The organism is Novipirellula herctigrandis (assembly GCA_007859835.1).
Classification (GTDB): domain Bacteria; phylum Planctomycetota; class Planctomycetia; order Pirellulales; family Pirellulaceae; genus Novipirellula_A; species Novipirellula_A herctigrandis.
Window position 1 is genome coordinate 3683437 of record SJPJ01000001.1, and the last position, 23928, is coordinate 3707364.

Sequence of the window (23928 nt, forward strand, 5' to 3'; positions counted from 1 at the left end):
TGGGCGGAACCGTTTCCCCCGGTGCGCTAACGCGACCGGGGGCTAATCGCTGCGATCCCGTTGGGATCAACAATCCCGAAGGGATGTTAGCGATTAGCCGGTGGTTGAGCGCAGCGACACCACCGGGATGCGTCGTGCCCTAACGATCGTTCATCCCGGAGGGATGGCAGCGGTCCGGCTGCGATCCCGTTGGGATCAACAATCCCGACAGGGATGTTAGCCAAGCCACGGAATAGAAACGAGCCTCAGTAAATCGCTGACAATACCAACTCTTTGACAGCCCAGGACGAGCCCGTCGAACAACCTGGTTGGAATTCTGAGGATTTCTCTGAACGAAGGTTTACATCCCCGCCCCAATTGACATTTACATGTAGGCAGGTCGTGACAGAAACGGATGGCCACATGCTGCCCAAGAGTGGCGGCTCGGCAGCGAGGTCGCAATCTGTCGTGATCCGTTGGTCAATACGATCGTCGCACGATTGAACCGTCATACCTATTAGTGATTGAAGGACATCCCCATGCCGACGCTTGGTTCCCGCTTTTTTGGCCGCGAGCACAAACAGACCAAATGGCGAAGGCAATGCACGATGTTAAGCAGACGCGGGTGCGGCGTGTTTGTCATTGCTTCGATGTTTGTGTCGAGCACGCTGTACGGGCATGTGCCCCATGACATCATTCGCGCCCTCGGTATCAGCCCAGAATATGAGTCGGACGGCTTGGTCTTCGCGAGCGCTGACCAGTTTGGAGTCTGCATCCTGAGATCGACCGATCACGGAGAGACATTTTCGGAAGCCCATGGTGGACTTGAGACTCGCGCCTTCGCGACGGGCATGACATTCTCGCCCAATTTCAAGAACGACAAAGTCGTTTATCTCTTCACTGATCAGGGATACTACAAGTCCGAAGATCGAGGGATCAATTGGCAACGGCAACCTCATCTCAGGAAACAGTCCATTCTCAGCATTTGGCTCGACGACAATTACTCCGCGACCCAAGATGCCTATGTCTTAACAAGATCGGGTTTGTATCTGTCCAAACGCAATGGAGCGTCTTTGGAGACACTCAAGACCTTTCCCGCTGCCGCGAGAATAGGGCGACTCTGCCGGAGATCGAATTCGCTCTATGTGCACACTGCTTATTACGACAAACCTCCCTTCGTAAACGGGCAGGAGGTCATTACCTACAAGAGAGGGCAGGTTCACGTTTACGATCTCGCCAACGGCTCCTGGGCGTCCTTGAACAGCGAACTGGAGGATTTGGTGGTTGCGGATTTCGATGTCGCCGCAAACTCTGATCATTCGACGATGATCGCTTCCTCTACAGATGGACGGATCATGACCAGCAACGATCGGGGCGACACATGGACGCCAACCTATGAATTGAAGGGCGATTTTGCCGCGACAGTACGAATCTCTCCCAACTATGGTAACGACGGAACCATGATCATGGGAACTGCGAACGGATACGCTTACAAGTCAACCGACCAGGGTGCCAGTTGGACGTTGGTATCCAACGGTCTGAATCGATGGATACAGCATAAGAATATCCATGTTACGCAACTTGAGTTCTCACCCAGCTACGCGAGAGACAACACAATATTCCTGGGCAAGACCGAGGGCTTGTTCAAATCGACAGACAATGCAGCTTTCTGGAGATACGTGGCGGTATGGCCTGTCCATTGGGGATTCTTCGCAAGCATTGCTCCGGACTACAGCACGTCACAGAACGTCTTCCTCGGCACCTACAACGCAGGCATCTTCAAATCGGAAGATGGTGGAAATGACTGGTTGCCCATTACCGAGGGAATCGAGTTGCTTTTCGCGAATGGCGTTCTCGTCTCGCCAAACTACGACAAGGATAAAGCGTTATTCGTCATGGACATCGCCTCGGGAGTTCATAAGTCGACCGACGGCGGTCAGTCGTATGTGCAAAATGAAACGCTTTCCAAACTCCTTCCTGACCCAAATCAGGCAGGTAAATACCTTCCCTTGCTGTATCGAGAACTCGCCATCTCGCCAAACTTCGAGCATGACGGACTGTTGTTACTGTTTGTCTTGCCAAGGTACATCTTGGGAGGAAATGACACGCACGTCTTTACCTATTCGGAAAAGACAGGTGTCGCCAAAGAAGTATCTGTAGGGAGCGGAACTGGCTACATCACCGGGTTCGCTTTTCCACCATCCTATCCAAGCCATAACAGGATTTTCTGTGGTTCAACGGAAGGATTGTTCGCTTCCGACGACAGTGGGGACACCTGGATTCAGGTTGCTGGTCAGGCCATCGACAACGTTCTGATCTCACCAACGTACGCGACCGACAAGACCGTCTATGCGATGACGAGAACCGGCAAGATTATCTATTCCACGGACAGTGGAAATATCGGCTCATTTCGGGCTTTGGAGAGTGGGCTGGAAGGTCGTTATGTTTACAACATCACCGTTTCTCCGAACTATGAGTCAGACAATACGTTGTACGTCTGCACCCTTGGAGACGGTGTGATCAAGACGTCCGACGGTGGTCGCACGTGGAAAGAAGTAGGATTACGAGGCAGGTTTCTCTACGACGGTTTGACTTTTTCGCCTGCCTACAATGAGGACGCAACGATTTTTGCCGCGTCCCTCGCGGGAATCCATCGAAGTCGAGACAGAGGTGCGACGTGGGAGCCCGTGCTAAATCGCAGTCAGTACCAGCCGCGATTTCACGATATCTACATGCGAGACCCCGATGGGAAGTCCGTCACTCTTGATTGGGATGCCTTCAATTACAACAGCTATCGCAACAGCGACGACTTGGCTCTAAGAGATCAAGTCACGAAAATGTTACCCCGCGGCCACTACCAGATGTTGAGACACAAGAAGGCGACGCAAGGGGTCTATTACAAGTATCTCGTGAACGTTCCTGGCTATGACATCAACGCCTGCTTCACGGGCACGAGCGTCGACTATCGCTGCATTATGGGACCGGATTTGGGAATCGTAGAGATTCTGCTCGACGGAGAGAGCCAAGGCACCGTGGATCTCTACAGCCCTTCACTCCGAGTGAATGTCAGTGGCTTTTCGAAGCAGGGTATGAAGAAGGGATTTCACACATTCACGATCAGGAGTACGGGAACAAAGAACGCCAAATCCACGGGAACTTCGATAACCCTGAATTCAATCGACTTTGACTTCTAAAGAGAACGTCGTGCGTGCCCAGGACGGACCGGGGGCGCCAACGCCGCTAAAGTAAGAAACAAGCATGAAAACACATTCCTTAAGAACCATACTGATCGCGTCACTGCTTGTGGCCGCCGCTTTGCTTACGCCGCAGGCCACGGCGGCTTCAGGCACCGGCTATGTTCGCGTCGAACAGATCGACGGCGTCTGGTGGTTCATCAGTCCCGACGGGCAGAAGTTCGTCAGCCTGGGCGTGAACCACATCGAACCGCATCTTTGGCTGGCCCCCTACAACCAGGAGGCCACTCTCAAGCGATATGGGGCCGACATGCTCACACCGCAAGGTCGATTCGACACCGATAGCGAGGCCGCCGAGAAGTGGATTAACCGCCAGGTGGAAATCTGCAGAGATCTCCGTTTCAACACGTTTGGCAAACATACGCATCCATCGATCTCGCCGTCACTCTACCAAGACAAAGTCTACTACCTGGCTTCTCTGGAGACCGCGCCGCTCGCGCTTTGGAGACACGAGGCTGGCGAAGGCCCGATGCCGGACATCTTTTCTTCCGATTTTGAGGTGTACCTTAATCAACGCGTCGCTGAAGTAGTGAGCCAGCACAAGCAGAGCCGTAACCTCTTGGGCTACCTCTACACGGATATCCCTCATTGGGTCATGCCCGATTATATCCAACGTCGCGAGAATGAGCGCGTGATGATCTATCCTTGGCTCAATACAATCGTTCGGCTGGGGGCATCCAGTCCCGGCAAGCAACGATGGATCGAGCATCTCAAAAGCCGCTACTCCACGGCGGAGGCGGCGGCCAAGGTATGGGGAATGTCCGCACCGGCGATTTATGGCACAAGCTGGGAGCAACTGGCACATCAGCAGACTTGGTTCGACCCGTCCGACGCGGAAGCAGCCGAGCAGGACATGGAGTCTTTCATGCAACTCATCGCCGACCGGTGGTACCGGCTGCACCATGATGCGATCAGGCAGCATGACCGGAATCACCTGATCTTCGGCGACAAGACGATGATCGAAATGTACCGTAAGTTCCTGATTCCATCGCTCAAGAAATATGTAGACGTCATTGTGGTTCAATCCTACAACCGCTGGTCGAAAGACGCCGAGACCACCGATTGGATCTATCAGCAGCTCGGCAAACCGATCTTCAACGGGGACGGTTCCTACGCGTACGTTCATCCGAACCAGCAGCAGTACAAGGTCAAGGGCTGGTGGACCAATGCGAAGGACCTCGCCGACGTGTCAGCCATGTATAAAGAGACACTCGATGGCATGATGGCAAAGCCGTACATCATCGGCTGGCACCATTGCGGAATGCTGCAGCAATGGGACGGTGCCTTGCGAGGTGATGTGGACTCGAATGAGAACGGGTTCATGGATCCGTTCGAGAACTACTACACCGAGTGGACTGACGTGATTCGAGAGTTCAACAGCAAAGCGGCGGATCTGCATGAAGCGGCCAAGTAAGATGTCAAGAGCGAATCGGCTTACGAAATGGAAACGATCAATTTTTGTGACATCGACCTGCTCCACTGAATCATTGCCTATTCCAACGGAAGGCTCACGGAAAACACCAGTCATGATTGAATCAACAGGAAACCTTGATCACAGGACTCCCGTCCGAACAGCCTTCCCAACGAGCCAACTCCGTCACGCAGTTGGATTGGGAAAGCCGTTCTTCTTCCATCAGCGAGGGTGGGTTCTGATGTCTTCTGTATTGTTTGGAATCTGCGCCTTTGCGGTGGGGACGTGCTCTGCAGCCACCGCCTCGAAGCCGAATGTGATTTTAGTGATGGCAGACGATATGGGGTTTGAGTGCCTTTCCGTTCATGGAGGTGCTCCGTATAAAACGCCGCATTTAGACCGGATGGCGAAACAGGGGGTTATGTTTACGGACGCCTATTCGAATGCGATGTGCACTCCGACGCGGGTCAAGCTGATGAGTGGGCGCTATAACTTCCGCAACTATGAAATGTTCGCCTATATGAACCCGAACATTTATACGATCGGAAACCTGATGCAAGATGCGGGCTATGCGACTGCGATCATTGGAAAGCACCAGCTGAACGGCTATGGGAAATATGCAGTTCCGGCGGAAGATCGCTGGCCGCGATTTTCAAAAAATGGGTTCGATGAGTTTTGCATGTGGAATGCTAAACTGGATTTTAACACCACGCCGGATCAGTTTCATAAACCCGTCATTGAGCAGAATGGGAAGGTCTTGCGCTACGATGAGGAGTTGAAGGGGAGATTTGGTCCCGATGTCTTAATGGATTATGCCTGCAACTTTATCCGTCGCAAAAAGGAGGCGCCCTTCTTTATCTATTACCCGATGATGCTGCCCCATGCGCCGTTCATTCCAACACCGGATTCTGAGGATCCAACCTGTACGGATAAAGAGAAGAACCAGCAGGATATGGTCGCCTACGTCGATAAGCTCATGGGGCGTTTGCTTGCTTTCCTCGAGGCCGAAGGTGTGCTGGACAACACGCTCGTTCTTTTTACGGGCGACAATGGGACCTACCACAGGTTGAATCGTTCACTGAATGGGCGAACGTTGACGACCGGTAAGATGTATCTAACCGATGACGGCACCCGTTCCATTCTGTTGGCCTATTGGAAAGGCAGCATGAAAGCGGGCCAGGTGTGTGGTGATTTGATCGATTTTACGGACTTCATGCCGACGCTGGCCGAGGCCGCTGGCGTGGCAGCTCCGGCGGATACCGACGGGGTAAGTTTTCTCCCGCAGATTAAAGGTGAGAAGGGAACGCCGCGTGAATGGATTCTGGTGGAGCATGACCCCGGACAAGCGCCGCAGTATGACTATATAGGCCGCTGGGTGCGGAACCATACGCATAAGCTCTATCACGATGGTCGCGTGTTCAACACCAAAGTCGATCCGGATGAAAGAACGGACTTGGCTGGATCGACTGAACCACAGGATCTCATCACAATTCAACAACTCAAGGAAGCGATGGCGACGATCCCGCCGTGGGATCCAAAGACCCCGAAGGAAGATGCTCAATCGCGTCGGTTGAAAAAACAGAAACAGCAGCGAGGGAACGAACCGGTTAGCCTTGAAAAGGAAAGTACTCAATAGCAGATGCAACATTTTGATACACTGACACAGCGAATGAGAGGGCCACTGGAATGATAACTAAACGAGAGTTTCTTAAGGTCGGCACGGCATGTCTCGGCGGCATGGCACTGCATCCCTCTTTATCTCTCGGCGCGGAAACGGCTGATGACACGCTGCTGCCGCTGCCAACGAGAGCGCAGATGTCTTGGCAGGATTGCGAGATCGGCCTGGTGTATCATTTCGACCTCTCTATCGCGGCCGGGAATTTTGCCGGAAATAATACTCACAGAGAGCGTTTCGATCCAAAGCGGTACAACCCGAAGAAACTGGACACGGATCAGTGGATCGAGGCGGCGAAAGCCTGCGGGGCCAAATACGCCGTGTTCACCGCGACCCATTTCAATGGATTCATGCAGTGGCAGAGTGACCTCTACCCGTACGGCGTCAAGCAGGCGACCTGGCGAAACGGTAAGGGTGATGTGGTTGGCGATTTCGTGGCCTCCTGCCGAAAGGCCGGTATCCGCCCCGGTATTTACTTCAGCACCCACCGCAATGTTTACCAGACCGTGTGGGGGCACTATGTAGACTGGGGCAAGGGTCGTAAAACGGAGAAGCAGAAAGCGTACAACCAGATCGCGGAAGCGCAATTGACAGAGCTCTGTTCGAGATACGGGGAGCTGGTTCAGATCTGGTACGACGCGGGTACGAAATTGCCGCACGAGGACGGTCCCAATTCACTTCCGATCTTCGAAAAGTACCAGCCCAATTCCGTTTTCTATCACAGCTCCCGGCGGAGCGATGTCCGCTGGGTAGGGAACGAACACGGACACGTGCCTTACCCCTGCTGGGCCACGATGCCGAAGGGCAAAGACGGCTCCGTCGGGCACAACCACACTGATTGGAAACCGAACCTGTCTCAGGGAGTCGCCGATGGCTCGGTCTGGGCGCCGGGGATGGCTGACGTCCCCTTGCGCAACCACAACTGGTTCTGGAAGCCGGGGCAGGACAACAAAGTGTGGTCGCTTCAGGAATTGATGAAGAAGTACTACGGGTCAGTCGGGCACAACTGCAACCTGCTTCTTGGCGAGGTTGTCACATCAGAAGGTCTGGTGCCTGACCATGACATCAACCGGCTGGCCGAATTCGGGAAGGAGATCCAACGCCGGTTCGGAAAATCCATCGCGGAAACATCGGGAACCGGAGATTCCATTGAGTTAAAGCTTCCAACTCCCCAACGCATCAACCACATGATCGCCATGGAAGACATTGCCGAAGGTGAACGTGTCCGCGAATACACACTCGAAGGGCGCATGCCTGGTGGAGAATGGCAGCCCCTGTGTTCCGGTGAATGCATCGGACATAAAAGGATTCAGACCTTCACCGACGTCGACGTGGCCGCCGTGCGGCTGAAGATCTCCAAGGCCCGGGCGAAGCCGCACCTACGTCGATTGGCTGTTTTCAACGTTACCTGAGGAACAAGCCATTCTGAATGAAGAGGGCGACACAACAGGGCCAACCAAATAGGATTTAACTTTGCGACGCATGAGCCGAAGGGGTAGGGCCTTGGTTCAGCCGTAACACGTGTGCAATTGGGCGATGTCGAATTCTCCTCTCAACCGTGGATAATCTTGCACTGAGCCTGTCAACTGAAGAGCAGCGGACCCTGCTGATGTTGTGCGAAAAGTGCCTGGGCGTGGAAAAGTCATTCTGTTAGCTCACAACGTGGTAATGTCAGCAGACACAGTTTGGAAACCGCGATCACGGGACATGCAGTAAGATTTCCCCAATGTGTTCTGCTTCTGGGTTTACAATGTCTCTGACGGCGACATTACCTATTCGCTGGAACGCGGCTCGACTTTTGCCGAGAATCGGCTTCGTGGCATACGCATCATGCCTGTCGTCCGCAATTCATGTTTTCACATTTCACAGGCTGGAAGCAGATGCCACCTTCAACGCACGACGACGAAAAAGTCGAACAGTTTTCACGACTACTGGTCGCGAATCAACGGCGGCTGTATGGCTTTATCTTAACGCTGGTTCATGACCGTGCCGCAGCCGATGACATTCTGCAGGACGTCAGTTCGCTGCTATGGCAGAAGTTCGACAAGTTTGAACCGGGGACGGATTTTGCTGCGTGGGGAATGGCTGTTTCGCGATTGACGATCCTCAATTGGCGGAGAAAGCAAAAGAAGGTTCCCTTGCCGCTCGATGACCAGCAGTTCGCACTACTGGCCGACGAGGCGGTTGCAGTCAGTTGTCAACATGAATCTCGGCAGGTTGCTCTGCGAGAGTGCCTGCAAAAAGTCGATGCCTCCGGTCGAGAACTGCTCGCGTCGCGATTCGAGATGTCTCGAAGCGTTGCGTCCATCGCCGAGCAATTGGGGCGTAGTCGAGTGGCAATCTATAAACGATTAAATCGGATTCAGTCCTTGTTGTTGGATTGCATCAACGAAAAGGTGCAGGAGGAGGGTGTTTTATGAATCAGTCATCTGATAACTGGGAAACACGGTTGGAAGAACTTGTCGGAGCACTGCGCGATGACAGCCTTTCCGACGACCAATCGGTCGAACTTCAAAATCTTTTGAAGACTCAGCCCGGCGCGCGTCGACGTTTTGCGGAGGCGATGCACCTATCGGCCATGTTAGGAGACGCGGGAGCAATAAGTGGCACAGGCTTCCAGCCTGTGGTCGGTGAATTCACCGGCGTCCAGCCTGTGCCACATTCAAAGTCGACGAGCAATACTCTTGCTGACACACGCCGCTTTCGAACGATTGCGATGATCTTGTTGGCATCGTCCGCTACGATTCTTTTTGCAATGCTGTGGGCAAGACCTCAAGGCGTCGAGGACGACTTTCACGTTGAACTGTTCGACGAAGGCGTTGCAGTCGTCACGCAAAGCTACGACACTCGGTGGACAGGCAAAACTCAACTGCAGGTTGGTTCTAGTGTTTCACCGGGAAAGGTAGAGCTTCAGTCCGGTTTGATCCAATTGGAATTCTATCGCGGTGCTGTTGTTGTCGTTGAAGGCCCGGCAGAGTTGGAGTTCGTGAATGCGGATCGCCTGATCTGTCGACGTGGGCGTCTGCGAGCCCACGTTCCTCCACAAGCAGAAGGTTTTGCGGTGGTCTCGCCGAACGTTGAATTGGTGGACCTTGGGACCGAGTTTGGTATGGATGTCGCCGATGACGGCAGCGCATCGGTGCATGTGTTCGATGGCAAGGTGGAGCTTTACGAGTCCGGGACAGATCGGTCCGCCGAGACGCGTCAGGAATTCACGGAAACCGAAGGTGCGTTGGTTTCCGCAGGCGGCAAGATCGTCGCATCGAAGACGAAGCTAGTCGAATTTGTCTCCTCATCGGAGTTGCTTCAGTTGGCATCGGCGCGAAACACCGCACGGCTTCAGCAGTGGAAGTCGAAACGCCAATCGCTGATCGACGATCCCCGAGTTGCGATTCATTACTCGTTCGAGAAGGACCCAATATCCAGTCGATTGTTACGCAGTCACGCTTCCGATAGCCTGCGACTTGATGGAGCCATCATCGGTTGCCGGTGGACCGAGGGTCGCTGGTTAGGAAAGAATGCGTTGGAGTTCAAGCATCCCGGTGACCGCGTCCGGTTGCAGATTCCGGGCGAGTTCGATTCACTGACCTATTCTGCGTGGGTTCGCATCGACGGACTCGATCGTCCGTTCATCGCGCTCGTGTTGACCAACGGATATGAAGTCGGTGAGCCGCACTGGCAACTGCGAGACGATGGCCGCCTGTTGCTTGGCATCCAGACTCCCAGTGGTCATGTCGCCTATGATTCTAAACCGGTCCTGAATATCAAGCATCTCGGTCGTTGGACCCATTTGGCCACAGTCTACGACAGTGATTCCGCCCGAGTCACTCACTACATCAACGGCGAAAGTGTTGGCGTGTCGCCCATCACCACCGACAATTTCAAACTTCGATTCGGCGAAACGGAAATCGGAAACTGGGGAACTCCCGCAAAATACAGTCCCCAAAAAATCCGCAACTTCAACGGCCAAATCGACGAACTGACAATCTTCGGTAAGCCGTTGACGGCGAGTGAAATTAGGGCGATCTATGCCGACGGACTTCGCTGACCGAAGCAGCAGTGAGCAACGCAACGACGAACTGAAAAACGGTCTGTCAATGAACCGTCTTCGCTGCCATCGGTTCATGACAAGAACGCCATTGGCCGAGGCCCGCCGAACCGCAACGCCGGGCGATTGGACGCCAACGCGATACGAAAGAACAATCCGTACAGATCCGCGTTTGCGACAATAAGCACACTTTCGCGTAAGAACTGGATGAACTGTTTTCTTCATGGGTTAGACTTCGAACTAAAGAACCGATGTGATTTTGCTTCGGTCCAAGATCTCGGTGGTTTGAATCGTTTCATCGCGGGACATTGAAAATAAAGACCATCTCTGAGGGCGTGTTCACCTCACGTGTGCGAGCGGTGTTGGTAAACATCGCCGTGAAAGGTTGATCGGTTCGTTCAGCGATAGTATCGGCAGCTTGGCGATTTTGTCGGGAGTGTACTGGCGCGGAGCGATCTTCGTCAGCATTCCTGACAAGGCCAATCGTCGATCTTCGTCATCCACACTCATAATTTCCGACGCAGAAACACTGCGATCCGAGTCCCTCGAACCAATGGGTTGGCTTTTCGGGTACGACATTTGCGGTGACAACGTTTGATTGATTTACCGATCACCTCATTTGGCGCTGCGAATGCCTGACGAGTAAACTTATACGGTGACCAACCAGATTCAATTAATAGGCGAATTGGATTAATCGATGGAAACGCTGATCGAACGACTCTGGCATCACACTCCCGCTGGTGATGTGGTTGGGCTGTTGGCTACCGACTTGCAAAAAGGGTTGGATCGGTTTGAAGTGGAGGCGCGCCAACGGCATTTCGGGCCAAACGCGATTCCTGTGCAAAGTGGACCAGGAGCGGTGGCTCGTTTTCTACTGCAGTTTCATCAACCGCTGCTTTACATCCTAATGGCAGCGGCGGTAATTACGGCATTTTTGGGTGAGTGGGTGGATGCGTCTGTGATATTCGGTGTCGTATTGGTGAATGCCACCATCGGATTTCTGCAGGAATCGAAAGCCGCAAAAGCACTAGAGGCTCTAGCTCGCACGACGCTGACCGAAGCACGCGTTGTCCGCAGTGGCGAGACCCGCAATGTGCCTTCCACTGAATTGGTTCCCGGCGACATTTTGCTGTTGCAATCAGGTGACAAGGTACCTGCCGACTTGCGGGTGCTTCGTGCTCGGGATTTGCAGATAGACGAGTCGGCTTTGACGGGTGAGTCGGTACCCGTCGAAAAAATGGCAACGGAGCTTCAGCGAGAGACGGCATTGGCTGAACGACGCAACATGTTGTATGCATCGACGTTGGCGACATATGGCCAAGGACGCGGTGTTGTTGTTGCCATCGGCGCAAAAACGGAAGTCGGACGCATTTCCGAACTCATTTCCACCGCGGATGTTCTTGAGACGCCTTTGACGCGGAAGATTGCGAAATTCAGCCGATGGCTGCTTGTCGTGATTCTCGTTCTTGCCGCTGTGACCTTTGCCGTCGGAGTGTGGCGTGGGCAAGCGAAGTTCGAGATGTTTATGGCGGCCGTGGCCTTAGCGGTGGGGGCGATTCCCGAAGGCTTACCAGCGGCTGTGACGATCACGTTGGCCATCGGAGTTTCCCGAATGGCGCGCCGTCGAGCGATCATTCGCAAATTGCCTGCCGTCGAAACACTCGGCAGCACGACCGTGATCTGCTCGGACAAGACTGGCACATTGACAGTGAACCAGATGACGGTGCGGGAAATCTGGGCTGGCGAACAGGCGTTCAAAGCCTCCGGCACGGGATACGAACCATCCGGCGAGATCAACACATCCAACGACGAGGCGAGCGAGGTTTTGTCGAACGTGGCTGCACATCAATCCCTCTTGGCGGGGTTATTGTGTAACGACTCGCAGTTAGTAGAGGCAGAATCGCGTTGGCAAGTTCAAGGTGACCCAACGGAGGGCGCTCTCATTGCGGTTGCTGGGAAAGCGGGATTGAATGCTAAGCAGATCAGCGAACAGTTTACTCGGTTGGACTCGATCCCATTCGAGTCACAACATCAGTACATGGCTTCCTTGCATAGCATGGGATCCGATCCGTCGAAGCAGATATACGTGAAGGGGGCTGTCGAGGTCGTGATTTCCAAATGCGCCTTTGCATTGGGTGCGAGCGGAGAACCCCAACCCTTGAACGCGAATGCGATCACTCAACAGATGGCTGCGATGGCGGCCGAAGGATTGCGAGTGCTGGCTTTTGCCAGCAAGCAATTCGCCTCCAATAGGAATGCGATTACGCACGCAGATCTCGGAGACTTGGTATTTCTTGGCTTGATGGGCATGATCGACCCGCCACGGACCGAGGCTGTGGCCGCGATCAAGGCGTGCCAAACCGCCGGGGTCCGCGTCAAGATGATCACGGGCGACCATGCGCGTACGGCGCAAGCCATTGCACAACAACTTGGTCTGGATGGAGCTGACCTCAGCGAACCGCATACACTCGTGGTCAAAACGTCTCATGATCTTGCCGAGACAACGGACCAACAACTGATTGAAATTGTCGAGGAAGTAGCCGTTTTTGCTCGTGCCACACCTGAGTTAAAACTACGGCTTGTCCGCGCTCTTCAGGCTCACGGGCACATCGTGGCAATGACGGGGGATGGAGTCAACGACGCTCCCGCCTTGAAACAGGCGGATATTGGTGTTGCGATGGGGATTGGTGGGACGGAAGTCGCTAAGGAAGCGGCCGATATGGTTCTTACAGACGAAAATTTTGCGTCGATCGAGGCCGCTGTCGAGGAAGGCCGCAGCGTCTTTGACAATCTAACGAAGTTCATCGTTTGGACACTGCCAACGAACATGGGCGAAGGGTTCGTCATCCTCGCCGCAATCTTGATCGGAGTTACATTGCCTATCCTGCCCGTGCAGATTTTGTGGATCAACATGACCACGGCGGTGCTTTTGGGATTAATGCTTGCCTTTGAAACCAAAGAGCCGGACATCATGCGTCGCCCGCCACGCGATCCGAGTGTGCCGATTCTGACAGGCGAGTTGATCGGCCGAATTCTACTCGTCTCGCTCGTTATGTTGGTCGGTGCATTCGGATCGTTCGAGTGGGCACTAGGCAGGGGCTACAGCGACGCTGTTGCGCGAACCGTCTCAGTAAATGTTTTTGTCATCGTAGAGTTGTTCTACCTTTTCACTTGCCGCTCGCTGACGAAGTCGATGTTTGAGTTGGGGTTGCTGACGAACCGCTGGATCGGCGTTGGCGTCGCAGTGATGGTGACGCTGCAACTGGCATTTACGTACGCACCTATTCTGAACCGCATCTTCCACAGCGCACCTATCGGCTGGGATGCCTGGTGGCGAATTCTACTAACTGGGCTAGCAACATACGCAATCGTGGGATTCGAGAAATGGGTCCGGCGCCGACGACAATCGAAAGGGATTGAACGTGCGGAAGCAACCACGTCCAAGAGGGCGCGGTGAAGCGTCCGGAGGCAAACCGTCAAAAACACTTATTTGACGGCCGACAAATTCGATGAAGGGTTTTAAGGACACCTTTTTGGTTTGCCCTTGCGACCAAGCGACATTCGAAATCGCTACCGCGATTGCGTGAAATAATCATGCCAAGCAAACGCTCCTTCGCGGGCGAGGTCGATCTACCGAATCTGAAATCTGATAATACTTTTACGAAGAGATGGGGAAGCATCAGGAATTGCTGGACGCATTGAACAACAGACGCAACTGTGGCGAGTCAATGGTGTAGATGGTCACCGGCTCGACTCAAAGGGAATCGAACTTGGCCCCGATGCTTGCCGAAAGACATGTTGTTTCTACGTTTGTCCCCGCACGTTTTCCCAATCAAATTCCACCATCAAAGATGGCGGATTGTCTTTCACCGGAATTCCCGATGTCGGCGTCAACGGCACCGTCGTGCTCAAAGCCTCAAAAGTGCTTAAACGCCTCTACCCTGGCCAACCGATCCGGCGAGCGATGAAGACAAGATAGAAATTGCTTTTACGAGATCACTGTGGCCAGACTGCCAGATCCAGTTATTGGGAAAAACTGGATTTCGTTAACAACCCTCACCACCATGATTGACCTTACAGATCAATCGAGAGCCGCATCCCTAGCACGGTCGCCGTATCGTTGCGTTCATTGGCCGGCTCAACGATCTGTAAGTCGGTCGTCAAGTAGCACCAAGGGGTAATCGCGGCATTGTAGTACAGTTCGGCGCCTTGCACATCATCCAATGGAATGAGCGGTGCAGCCAACGTTTTCAAATCGCTGCTGAGCCCACTGTAGAAATAGGCGGCGCCCATCCGGTCTTGCGGACGGCCTCTGACAAGACCCATCGCATCCAGCGAAATGTTCATGCACCACTGGTAAGGCGATGTCTCTTTATCCGCGAGTCCCCACTGACTAAAGAGTCCGATGTTGCGATCTGCGTCGCAGTGATCCGCCCACAATTGTTGCTCCAGAAAATAAGTTGCACTCCAGCTTCCTGTTGCATTCGGGGCGACCAGTCCCTCTCCAGGGACGAATGCCCAACCGTTCGGATCGAGCGAGTTGAACGTTCCGGTACCATAGGTTCCAAGGAACAAGTGAGAACCCGGCTGACCACCAAAGTTGGTGAAGAATCGCCACAGCCCAGCAATATTCGCGCCGTTGTCAAACAGTTGACTAAGTCCACTGGTGGTCGGAATGTTGTTACTGTCGAGAACCAACAGCCCGCCTTGAATTCTTCCTTCGTTCATTTTCAAAACACCCGCTCCGTTAAATGAAAGTGGAACGGTTGTTGCAACGGTGAGTGGAAAGAAGGACGAGGCATTCATAAAACGATCAATACCACGCCCTGTTTGAGGAAAGATTGTGTTGAATAGGTCCAGCACGTTAATCTTACCGAACGTAACGGCCCAGTCCTCATTGAGAGCTTGAAGGACTTGAAAGCCCGTGATGGCAGTCTCGTTCTCAAGTGTCGGCATCAGCATGTTCGCATTCGACGGTGCGAGTCCAACGGCATCAAGAATCGAGTCCTGGCCGAACCGTGTCTCCGCATGCATCAGCAACGTGAAGCCTTTGTTTAGCCCTAGCGGTTCACCAAGAAAGGCAAAGTTGTAATCGACCTTGCCGCCGTACCGGAACCGCTCGTTATTACCGCCACTGCTGACGCCCTGATAGAACTGAGTCGCGCGGATATCGGTGACGACACCACGCTGGGCTAGACGACTTCGCAGCCCGCCCCAGTCGCCAAGCAGATGCTCGCCGCCCAGGCACGATTTGCACGAAGCACAGCCGCAAGCGTCGCAATCACCTCGCTGTGAATCACACGCGCCGAGCGAGTCACATGCTGAACTAGGCTCGCACATCCAACACGAGTTGCCTGCGCCACACAGATCGCATTGAGCGAAAAGCGGTGTCGATTGAGTTGCGACAAAGAACGCCAGAAATGCGGCGATCCAGAAAATCCTTGACATCGAACGAATCCTTTCAAACGCGTGACGAGGCTTTCGCAGGACCATGTTCATATTTGGCCCGCTAGAATTTTTTTTCGGTCGGAGCTTTGCAGGCTAACCAGACACCCATGTGTCGCGGCACGAATTGACTGTTTTGGCGTGCGGTTTGTGATGGATATAACGGTTCCTCCCCCTCCATCGATGGCGCCGGCAACGCACCGTTCATTTTGTTGTCTCAAACCTTCCGCATCTTTTCGAGTAGGCATATCACTCATCACCCAATTCCAAGTGACGAGTGATTCCTCTTACTCTTTTCGATCGGCGGGTTGGCCAAATTTCGGATTGACGTTGTCGAGGTTCGTTGACCAAGTTTGCTCGCAGTCTGCTGTTGAATTGTCGGCAACTGCGACCGCTTCGGTAATGAGAATTGCATCCGAGTTGGGCTACGCAGATCTAGCCAATTCCCCAAGCACTTTTCAGGCACTCTTTGTTTTGATGCCTACTGCGTTTTGTAGGAATGTTACGAGTCGACGAATTTCCTCGTGATGACATCTCGCTTGATAATCCTGGGACGCGTACGGTTCAAGCGATAGCAGGCGATGTGCAGGAGTCCTTGGCAACAGCAAGCACCCTTTCAACCTGACGTTGCGATCGGCGATGATGGTTTTAAGGGGACCCGTGTATTGCATCTCTTGTTGCAGTTGAACTTGGGTCGGCTAATTAGTATCCAATTAGAACCAACGCTCGGCAGCAGAGAATGCCGACCCGATCGCAGAGGCAATTACGACGGCGTGGATGATCAGGCACCTGTGCTGATCTACCGTGACGGTTTGCAGGAAGTAAAAGGTCAGACGAGGCAAGCGAATCCCGAAGTTACGGTCACCGTAGCTTGCGAGTTAGATTTAAAAATCATCAGCAACGTTTTCTTCCACTTCTTATTCAGTGAATCCACGTAACGGATTCCGATCCAGCTGCTGTGCCAATTGGATGTCGCTTCGCCAGTTGGTTTTCAAATCGATTGATCGCTTATTCGTCCTCCGCCTGTAATTGGGAAGGACGCCGTTTAGTCACTGCGGATAAACCCAATTCCTTGGGAGCGACAGATCGACCAGCAGCCTTGATGTGCTTTCGCAATTCTTGTGGCGAAAGGCAACGATCGTAAATGGCGATTTCATCGATTTGCCCGACGAATCGTCTATAGGTCGACGTTGGGTAAACTTGCCCAACCAGGATTTGTGCGTTTTGACTTAGCGGAACCGGGTTGAACCGTTCAGCCGACAATTGCCCGTCGATCCACAACAGTTGACGGTCCCCTTGCTTTTGCGCAACGACGTGTTGCCATACCCGAGCCAAATATGGATTTTCAGCATACATATTGGTGGCACTTATCGGGTCGCGTGATCCGAGTGAACGGTGGACAAACCGAAATCGGTTGGGCGGAGAATCCTTCAGTCGATGCGTATAATAGTGCTGTGCAATGGTTTCGAGCATCATTGTGTGTTGATGACGGCCATCTTTTAACGCTTTAATTTCATGCAAACAGATCACTTCGCCGTGGTGAAACAACTGCGGCTTGACCCACATCTCCACGGTGTACTCATCGAGAGGCTTCTCAGGCCAAGGCTGCAAGGCTTGGAATGCTGAAGATGTCGCCGAACCACCCAATTCAGCAACCCGGTTGTCGCCATATTGGTGCCAACCCGGATTCCCAATAGGAACCGCATCCATATTTGGTGCGCTTCCTTGGTTTACCACGTAATGAGGAGCTTCGCCCGCTAGTTCTTCAAATCGCCAGTAGATGCTCGGTTTGGAATCCAACACCGCGTCAACGTAATTCTCGTCCAGTCTTAGTGGGTCAAAACCGTTGGACCGCGACGAGGCAAAGTTGGCGAGAGAAGCTTCAAACTTGACTGTTTCCAACTCGTTCCCTGGCTTCGATGTGTATCGAACCGCGTCTCCCTGTTCTAAGACAAACTTAGTAGCCGTAGAGTCTACCCGTGTGGGTCTCACCAATGCTCGCCCAGCAAACAGGTGGACCTCGTTAACGGTGTTATGCGACACAAGGCCGATTGAGCTTTGTCCATCGATGAGGACTTCACCGATCGGGGTTTCAATGGTGACCTTTTCGATTCCGGTCCCGATCGACTTGGCGGTCAGTGTGCCGTGGCGAAATCCAAGTTGTCCATCCGCGCGTATGAAAATGCTCGCTGGGCCCTCCATTCGCACCAGCGCTTCGCTGGGGGTGTCTTCGCCAATCCTCAGTTCGGCAACGCCCTCAACTAGGTTGAGTACATCGCCGGTATGAATCGGCTCACCGATCGTTGGAACGGTGCTACCCGAAGCATGCCAAACACATGCAGTCATCGAAAGGAGTTGCGGTGGCGTTGCTTCGAGAGTGATTTCGGCGACAGGAGTGTTGGTTAATGAGGTCTTTGCAAGGGACCATGCCAATGACGCGATCAACAAATGGCTGGCAGCGATACCGACTAGCCAATAGGCCTTCGTCCAATAAGTAGACTGCGTGGAATACAACGCTCGATGCCGCGGCGATTCCGCGTTTGCGTCAGCCAAAGTCACTGGCGCAGTATTTGTGGACTTTGGCTCTGCTGAAGCAGCTAGCGTACCCTCGGTTACTCCATTTCGGAATGTTCCGGACATTATCTTAGCCATTGGTAAGGAGTCCAATGACCCAGAGTCGGTGAAGGCGCAAAGTTGATCAATCAGAGTTGCTGCCTCTTGGGCGCCCCCATCGGATTGGATCAATGTGTTGAGTTCAGCGATCTCTGATTCGTTCAGTGATTCATACTGCGATTTCAGAATCAAAGTACGTAATGTTTGGAATTGGTGGTTGTCCGCGTTCATAAAAGCACCTCGCCAGCTGAACGTTCGACGCAACGCGAAAGTATGCCGTGTATCTTACTTAGCTCTCGGTAGATCGCATGCGTCGAGCGACCAGCCCGCTCCGAGATTTGGCCGACGCTCAAACCGTCAAAGTACCTCTCGCGAATCAAGTTGTGATCCGAGGCTTGTAGCTTATTCAGGCAGTTCGATAGAGCTGTTCGACGCTCGCTCAACTCAGTGGAGATGGGCATGGCCGCCTCGGCCAACGATGCGAGCGTTTCATCACTCAAGAGCTTGATGCGGCGCTTGGATTCCCGGTGCTTCAGCGTCTCGTAGTGCGCTATGCGACACGCCCAGGCAGCGAAGTTGCCAGAGGAATCGTATTTTGAAAACTTTTGCCACAAAACCATACAAGTCAATTGAAAAATCTCTTCCGCATCATCCTGGCGATTCATCGTGAGGATACGAATGAACGACATGATCTTGCTTGAGTGCATCGCAAGTAGTTGAACAAAATCGTCTTGCGACAAGTCCTCCGTTGCCATGAGCCCTGTCCGAAGTGAGCGGGAAATGAAGCCAATTTAGGCACCGCCGCTGCGGTAGCACTGCTACACATCTAACATATTCCCACTGACAGCATGTGTTTTTGCGAATTTTCTTGGGATTTTTTGCCATGAAAATGGCTTTTGGAATTCGGGAAAAAAAGCGAGATTTCGCGCGAAGAATAGCAATAGAGTTGGGAATACTTCCACTGCATGACCTTAAGTGCGGCAAAGCGACGCATGTAACGGGACGGGGTCGCTCTCTTTTCTCTCCTTTATTATTGGGATTTTCGAATGAAACGTAATCGTTTGGCATTCACATTGGTCGAGCTGCTGGTGGTGATCGCAATCATCGGCGTTTTGGTCGGTCTTCTTCTACCAGCGGTTCAGGCCGCCCGTGAGGCAGCTCGCCGAATGAGCTGCAGTAACAACTTCAAACAAATTGGCTTGGGAATTCACAATTACCACTCTGCCTACAAGAATATGCCGGTTCATGGCTGCGGAACCTATCGCACGCGTGGTGGGCAGGGGCATGACCTTTGGGATGGTCAGAACGACCAAAACTCAATCAATATGCGAGGGTCTTTTCTGATTGCTTTGCTTCCCTTCATCGAGCAGCAAGCCCTTTGGGAGCAAGTTTCAAATCCCTTGGCTGTTAACGCCGACGGATCACCGAAGTCTCCGCCGTGGCAAGCCATGGGGCCAGGCCCCGCTCGCGCCAACTACGGTCCTTGGGTGACCGAGAACCCAACCTATCGCTGCCCCAGCGACCCTGGTCGCGGGCTGCCAGCATTGGGACGCACCAACTATGCCGCTTGCATGGGGGATTCGTCGATCATGACCCGTGATGCTGCGATCAACGTTGATGAAACAAATAGCGGAAACTCGAATGGTCAAGTGAATGCTACGCTTCCCTACTCTGACAACGAGTCCCGTCAAGCAGAGCGGTCTCGGAAAGTTCATAGGGGAGCGTTTGTCTTGTGCAAGCAGATGAAGTTTCGTGACATCCTTGATGGCCTAGCGAACACAATCGTGGCTGGTGAGATTGCGACAGACCTCGGTGACTTTGATGCACGAACCTCGCTTCCGCGAAATGACAATTATTCCGACCGTGCGGCTAGCGGGCGGGACCGTTGCTTTAGGGATCCCGCGTGGAATCAACAGCATGTTGATCCAGAGCGTCCTCAATTCTGGGTCGCAGCTGCTCAGGCAGGGATTAACCCGACTGAAGGCCGTGGGTATCGCTGGCATGATTGCTATCCAACGTTTTCCCAGATGCACACAATTTTGAGTCCGAACTCCGCGATGTGTTCTGGCGGCCGAGGCTGGAATGACAGTGTGCTGCCACCTTCCAGCCGTCACCAGGGTGGAGTCCACGTTTTGATGGCGGACGGAGCGGTTAAGTTCGTTACCGATTCCATTGAAGCGGGCAATAAGAACCATCCGCAGGTCTCCTATAGCAATAATCCACCGTCTGCAGCAGGGGCTGCTAGCTTCTATGGCCTATGGGGTGCGCTCGGAACAAGAGCGAGTAAAGAAGTTATTAGTGAAGAGTTTTAGGAAGCCGAGGTGGTGTTGCGGTGACGCGGGTTTCTGTCGTTTCCGCTGCCACCGGCATTCATGTTGTCCCTGGGCTCTACGAAGGCCTTCTTAAGTATCGCATCGCCCCGTTCTTGGTTAACAAGAGTGGGGCCTTGCGTTTTTCAATCAAAACTCTATCGGACTGTCTCGATCGACAGCGAATATTACCCGGTGTAATTTTATGTTTAGGAATAAAATGAAGTCTCTCTTTTTTGCTCTGGCCCTTGCGGTGCCAATGTGTGTGCTCGTCGGTTGTTCTTCATCCGCAACAACGAACATTACGGAAGGTGCCTCACAAGAAGATTTAGACAACTACGAAAGGCTGATTGCGGAAGCCGAGGGCGATTTGGCCGCAGACGAAGAGAGCAACCAACTAGGGCAATAGCCGCTTAGTTAGAGGCCAGGTTGGCTAACGAAGTATTGGGCAAGCAAGTGGCGACTTAGCCTCGCCGCTCGCTGCCCTCAAGTCGACGGCATCGCTGATCATGAGGCCATGTCCGGGATCAAAATATGCGACCATGAAAGTCAAGTCGAATAGTGGTGATGCTGGGCCCTGGTGAGTCCCTATGTTGCATGGTGACGTTTCGCAAGAAAAGCACCTTCTGTCAAGAATCCCAGACTCCGCTAAACACCCCAGATGACTCCATGACGATTCGATCGCTTTCTCTCCTCCTTGCCTCGGTCCTCGCGATGGGCAGCAGCTTTGGGCAGGTATCGTCCAGCAGTTCCAGCCTGCAATCATCCGGAGCGGTTGACGCCAACACTCAGTTTCAGGGGATGATTAGTCGCGGTTACAAGCCGCTATTTAATGGGGAAGACTTAGCAGGTTGGCGGAACCCCTATTCGCATGGCGAAGCAAAGGTCGTTGATGGCGAGATACACTTGCTGGCGAACGACAAGTTTTTTTTGGTCACAGAAAACAAATACGCCGACTTTCGTTTAAGCGTTGAAATTCACTTGCCTGAGGGGAAGGCCAACTCGGGCGTAATGTTCCGCTGTCATGTCGATGACGATGCAAAAAAGAAAGTCTATGGCTATCAAGCGGAATGCGACGGTTCGGACCGACGTTGGTCGGGCGGGCTTTACGATGAAGGACGACGTGGGTGGATATGGCCAAGCACCAAGGGACGCTCTGAAGCTCAGTTCCTTGAACACGAAGAGGAATCAAAAGCAGCATTTGAGAATCCGACGATTGCAAACGCGCTGAATCGAAACGGCTGGAATCGATTTGTGGTCACGTGCGTTGAGGATTATATCACTATCGAAGTCAACGGAGTTCCAACCACAAGCTTCCGTGACGCGGTTGACACGAATGGCTATATCGGGATCCAACACCATGGAGAAGACGGTCAGACTTACCGATTTCGAAACTTGTTTATCAAAGAGCTGCCGGACATTCCTGCGGAGAGGTCCGTTTCATTGACGGAGCAGGCGCCAGTGTCAGTCAAGAAAGTCAATGACGAGGTAATCTTGGTTGACTTCGGCAAAGTGGCTTATGGGAATCTCAAGACGCGGGTTCCCGATACTGGACGCGGAGAAGCCATTTTCCACTTCGGTGAAAAGTTGAAAGATGGTCGCATTGATCGCAATCCACCTGGAACGGTTCGTTATGGCGAGACCCGGATTCGCAAGGAAGTCGCGCTGAAAGGGAATTGGGTGATTCCAACTCCGGTTGATTCTCGAAACACAGAACAGGCAGGCAACAAGCGAGCCCATCCGCCAGCCGTATTGACGCCGAAAACGTGGCGGCCTGTTATGCCATTTCGTTGGGTCGAAATCGAAGGCTGGGAAGGTGAGTTCAAACCTGAATACATCGTTCGCCGGGCTGCCTTTGCCACGGACTGGAATGATCAGGCGAGCTCGTTTGAGTGTTCCGACGAAACGCTGAATAAGATCTGGGCTTTGTGCAAATACAGTATCAAAGCAACGACGTTCGCCGGGGTCTACGTTGATGGCGATCGTGAACGCATTCCGTACGAAGCCGATGCGTATCTGAACCAACTGAGTCACTACTACACCGACGACGACGTCAAGATGGCCGCGACTTCGTTCGATTGGCTGATCGAGAATGGTACGTGGCCAACCGAGTGGGCGCCGCACATGGTGTTCATGGCCCACGCCGAGTGGATGTATTCCGGCGACATCCAGTGGCTCAAGCAACGTTACGAATTGTTGAAAGCGAAAACGTTGATGCATCGCAGCGGCGAAGACGGGCTGGTTCGTAGTGCCGAGATGGATCGAAAAAGGCATGACATTGTCGATTGGCCGCAAAAGGAACGCGACGGTTATGTCTTCACCGAGATCAACACCGTCGTTAATGCGTTTCACATCGAGGCAATTAAGCAGATGGCCGAAATGGCTCGTGCGATCGGAAAGAACGAGGAGGCGGACGCTTTTGAATCCCGAGTCGAACTTGCCAAAGCATCCTTCCAAAGGACTCTGTTCGACGAAACCTCAGGAATTTACCGCGACGGTGTCGGCACCGATCACAGCAGCATTCATGCGAACTTCTTTCCTTTGGCTTTCGGGCTGGTGCCGGACGATAAACTTGCTGGTGTGATTTCATGGCTTAAGGAACGTGACATGCAGTGCAGCGTCTACGCGGCCCAGTATTTCATGGAAGGACTCTTCGAAAATGGTCTTGACGATAAGGCGATTGAGTTGATGATTGCCGACGGTGATCGTAGTTGGAAGCACATGGTCGAGAGCGGAACGACGATCAGTTGGGAGGCTTGGGATCTGAAATACAAACCCAACCAAGATTGGAATCACGCATGGGGTGCCGCCCCAGCGAACCTGTTGCCACGTTTCGTGCTAGGCGCTCAGTCAGATGCTCCAGGATGGACGACCGCAATGATCCGCCCGTGCCCCGGCGGTCTGGCGTATGCTCGCGGCACAATTCCGACGCCACGCGGACCGGTTTCGATCGATTGGAAGAACGAGGCCACGTTTGAAATGTCACTCACATTGCCTGATGGGATGGTGGCGAAAGTCGATCTGCCGGCGACGGGCGAGACCACAGGCGTTTTGGTCAATGGTGAATCCGTTGCAACCACAAAGGCCGGAGATCGATGGATCCTGACGGATGAAGTCAGCGGCTCGGTGATGATCAAAGTTAAGTGAACGTGGCGTCCTCGCACTCGTCGAACAGGCTGCAAGGGCGTGATTGC

14 protein-coding genes are annotated in these 23928 nt (G+C 53.2%); 11 read left to right on the forward strand and 3 right to left on the reverse strand.

What is annotated here, in order from left to right:
* Positions 1–587 precede the first annotated feature (587 nt).
* The 7 genes from CA13_RS13540 to CA13_RS13570 all read left to right on the forward strand — a co-directional run bounded on the left by CA13_RS13540 (position 588) and on the right by CA13_RS13570 (position 13824).
* Positions 588–3173 carry a WD40/YVTN/BNR-like repeat-containing protein gene (locus CA13_RS13540; protein WP_146397459.1) on the forward strand — a complete coding sequence of 862 codons (2586 nt, stop codon included), beginning with the start codon at positions 588–590 and terminating at the stop codon, positions 3171–3173.
* A gap of 64 nt (positions 3174–3237) precedes the next feature.
* Complete coding sequence (locus CA13_RS13545) at positions 3238–4647, forward strand: beta-agarase (RefSeq protein ID WP_146397461.1); 1410 nt, start codon at positions 3238–3240, stop codon at positions 4645–4647.
* A gap of 112 nt (positions 4648–4759) precedes the next feature.
* A complete protein-coding gene (locus CA13_RS13550; RefSeq protein ID WP_419194306.1) occupies positions 4760–6280 on the forward strand; it encodes a sulfatase family protein in 1521 nt (506 codons plus the stop codon).
* Positions 6281–6330: 50 nt separating this feature from the next.
* Positions 6331–7731 carry an alpha-L-fucosidase gene (locus CA13_RS13555; RefSeq protein WP_146397465.1) on the forward strand — a complete coding sequence of 467 codons (1401 nt, stop codon included), beginning with the start codon at positions 6331–6333 and terminating at the stop codon, positions 7729–7731.
* 468 nt (positions 7732–8199) lie between these two features.
* Positions 8200–8739, forward strand: a complete 540-nt coding sequence (locus CA13_RS13560) for a sigma-70 family RNA polymerase sigma factor (protein ID WP_419194307.1) — start codon at positions 8200–8202, stop codon at positions 8737–8739.
* Positions 8736–10367 (forward strand): LamG-like jellyroll fold domain-containing protein, encoded by a 1632-nt coding sequence (locus tag CA13_RS13565; protein ID WP_146397469.1) that lies wholly within the window; start codon positions 8736–8738, stop codon positions 10365–10367. Before CA13_RS13560 ends, CA13_RS13565 begins: the two co-directional genes overlap by 4 nt.
* Positions 10368–11064: 697 nt before the next feature.
* On the forward strand, positions 11065–13824 hold the full coding sequence (locus CA13_RS13570) for a cation-transporting P-type ATPase (RefSeq protein ID WP_146397471.1): 2760 nt from the start codon (positions 11065–11067) through the stop codon (positions 13822–13824).
* A gap of 617 nt (positions 13825–14441) precedes the next feature.
* Here CA13_RS13570 and CA13_RS13575 read toward each other — a convergent pair.
* Positions 14442–15815 carry a carbohydrate porin gene (locus CA13_RS13575; protein WP_419194308.1) on the reverse strand — a complete coding sequence of 458 codons (1374 nt, stop codon included), beginning with the start codon at positions 15813–15815 and terminating at the stop codon, positions 14442–14444.
* A 578-nt stretch (positions 15816–16393) separates the two neighbouring features.
* On the opposite strand from CA13_RS13575, the gene CA13_RS13580 reads away from it, so the two are divergent.
* On the forward strand, positions 16394–16750 hold the full coding sequence (locus CA13_RS13580; RefSeq protein WP_146397475.1) for a hypothetical protein: 357 nt from the start codon (positions 16394–16396) through the stop codon (positions 16748–16750).
* Positions 16751–16820: 70 nt separating this feature from the next.
* Here CA13_RS13580 and CA13_RS13585 read toward each other — a convergent pair whose 3' ends face one another.
* Positions 16821–18656, reverse strand: coding sequence for a LamG domain-containing protein (locus CA13_RS13585; RefSeq protein WP_146397477.1), 1836 nt, complete (start codon positions 18654–18656; stop codon positions 16821–16823).
* The gene (locus tag CA13_RS13590) at positions 18653–19180 is read right to left on the reverse strand and encodes a sigma-70 family RNA polymerase sigma factor (RefSeq protein ID WP_146397479.1); all 528 of its coding nucleotides are present in this window, start codon (positions 19178–19180) and stop codon (positions 18653–18655) included. Before CA13_RS13590 ends, CA13_RS13585 begins: the two co-directional genes overlap by 4 nt.
* A 291-nt stretch (positions 19181–19471) precedes the next feature.
* Between CA13_RS13590 and CA13_RS13595 the strand changes: the two genes are divergently transcribed.
* The 3 genes from CA13_RS13595 (at position 19472) to CA13_RS13605 (ending at position 23881) form a co-directional block, all read left to right on the forward strand.
* Positions 19472–20737 (forward strand): DUF1559 domain-containing protein, encoded by a 1266-nt coding sequence (locus CA13_RS13595; protein WP_146397481.1) that lies wholly within the window; start codon positions 19472–19474, stop codon positions 20735–20737.
* Positions 20738–20954: 217 nt separating this feature from the next.
* Positions 20955–21143 (forward strand): putative periplasmic lipoprotein, encoded by a 189-nt coding sequence (locus CA13_RS13600; RefSeq protein ID WP_146397483.1) that lies wholly within the window; start codon positions 20955–20957, stop codon positions 21141–21143.
* A gap of 392 nt (positions 21144–21535) precedes the next feature.
* The gene (locus CA13_RS13605) at positions 21536–23881 is read left to right on the forward strand and encodes a family 78 glycoside hydrolase catalytic domain (protein ID WP_146403643.1); all 2346 of its coding nucleotides are present in this window, start codon (positions 21536–21538) and stop codon (positions 23879–23881) included.
* The last annotated feature ends 47 nt before the right edge of the window (positions 23882–23928 follow it).

Bases quoted from the DNA above. Each gene is read 5' to 3' on its own strand.
- CA13_RS13580 (WP_146397475.1), top strand. From the start codon at position 16,394: ATGTGCAGGAGTCCTTGGCAACAGCAAGCACCCTTTCAACCTGACGTT.
- CA13_RS13590 (WP_146397479.1), bottom strand. From the start codon at position 19,180: ATGGCAACGGAGGACTTGTCGCAAGACGATTTTGTTCAACTACTTGCG.
- CA13_RS13540 (WP_146397459.1), top strand. From the start codon at position 588: ATGTTAAGCAGACGCGGGTGCGGCGTGTTTGTCATTGCTTCGATGTTT.
- CA13_RS13600 (WP_146397483.1), top strand. From the start codon at position 20,955: ATGAAGTCTCTCTTTTTTGCTCTGGCCCTTGCGGTGCCAATGTGTGTG.
- CA13_RS13565 (WP_146397469.1), top strand. From the start codon at position 8,736: ATGAATCAGTCATCTGATAACTGGGAAACACGGTTGGAAGAACTTGTC.
- CA13_RS13575 (WP_419194308.1), bottom strand. From the start codon at position 15,815: ATGTCAAGGATTTTCTGGATCGCCGCATTTCTGGCGTTCTTTGTCGCA.
- CA13_RS13550 (WP_419194306.1), top strand. From the start codon at position 4,760: ATGATTGAATCAACAGGAAACCTTGATCACAGGACTCCCGTCCGAACA.
- CA13_RS13605 (WP_146403643.1), top strand. From the start codon at position 21,536: ATGATTAGTCGCGGTTACAAGCCGCTATTTAATGGGGAAGACTTAGCA.
- CA13_RS13570 (WP_146397471.1), top strand. From the start codon at position 11,065: ATGGAAACGCTGATCGAACGACTCTGGCATCACACTCCCGCTGGTGAT.
- CA13_RS13560 (WP_419194307.1), top strand. From the start codon at position 8,200: ATGCCACCTTCAACGCACGACGACGAAAAAGTCGAACAGTTTTCACGA.
- CA13_RS13555 (WP_146397465.1), top strand. From the start codon at position 6,331: ATGATAACTAAACGAGAGTTTCTTAAGGTCGGCACGGCATGTCTCGGC.
- CA13_RS13585 (WP_146397477.1), bottom strand. From the start codon at position 18,656: ATGAACGCGGACAACCACCAATTCCAAACATTACGTACTTTGATTCTG.
- CA13_RS13595 (WP_146397481.1), top strand. From the start codon at position 19,472: ATGAAACGTAATCGTTTGGCATTCACATTGGTCGAGCTGCTGGTGGTG.
- CA13_RS13545 (WP_146397461.1), top strand. From the start codon at position 3,238: ATGAAAACACATTCCTTAAGAACCATACTGATCGCGTCACTGCTTGTG.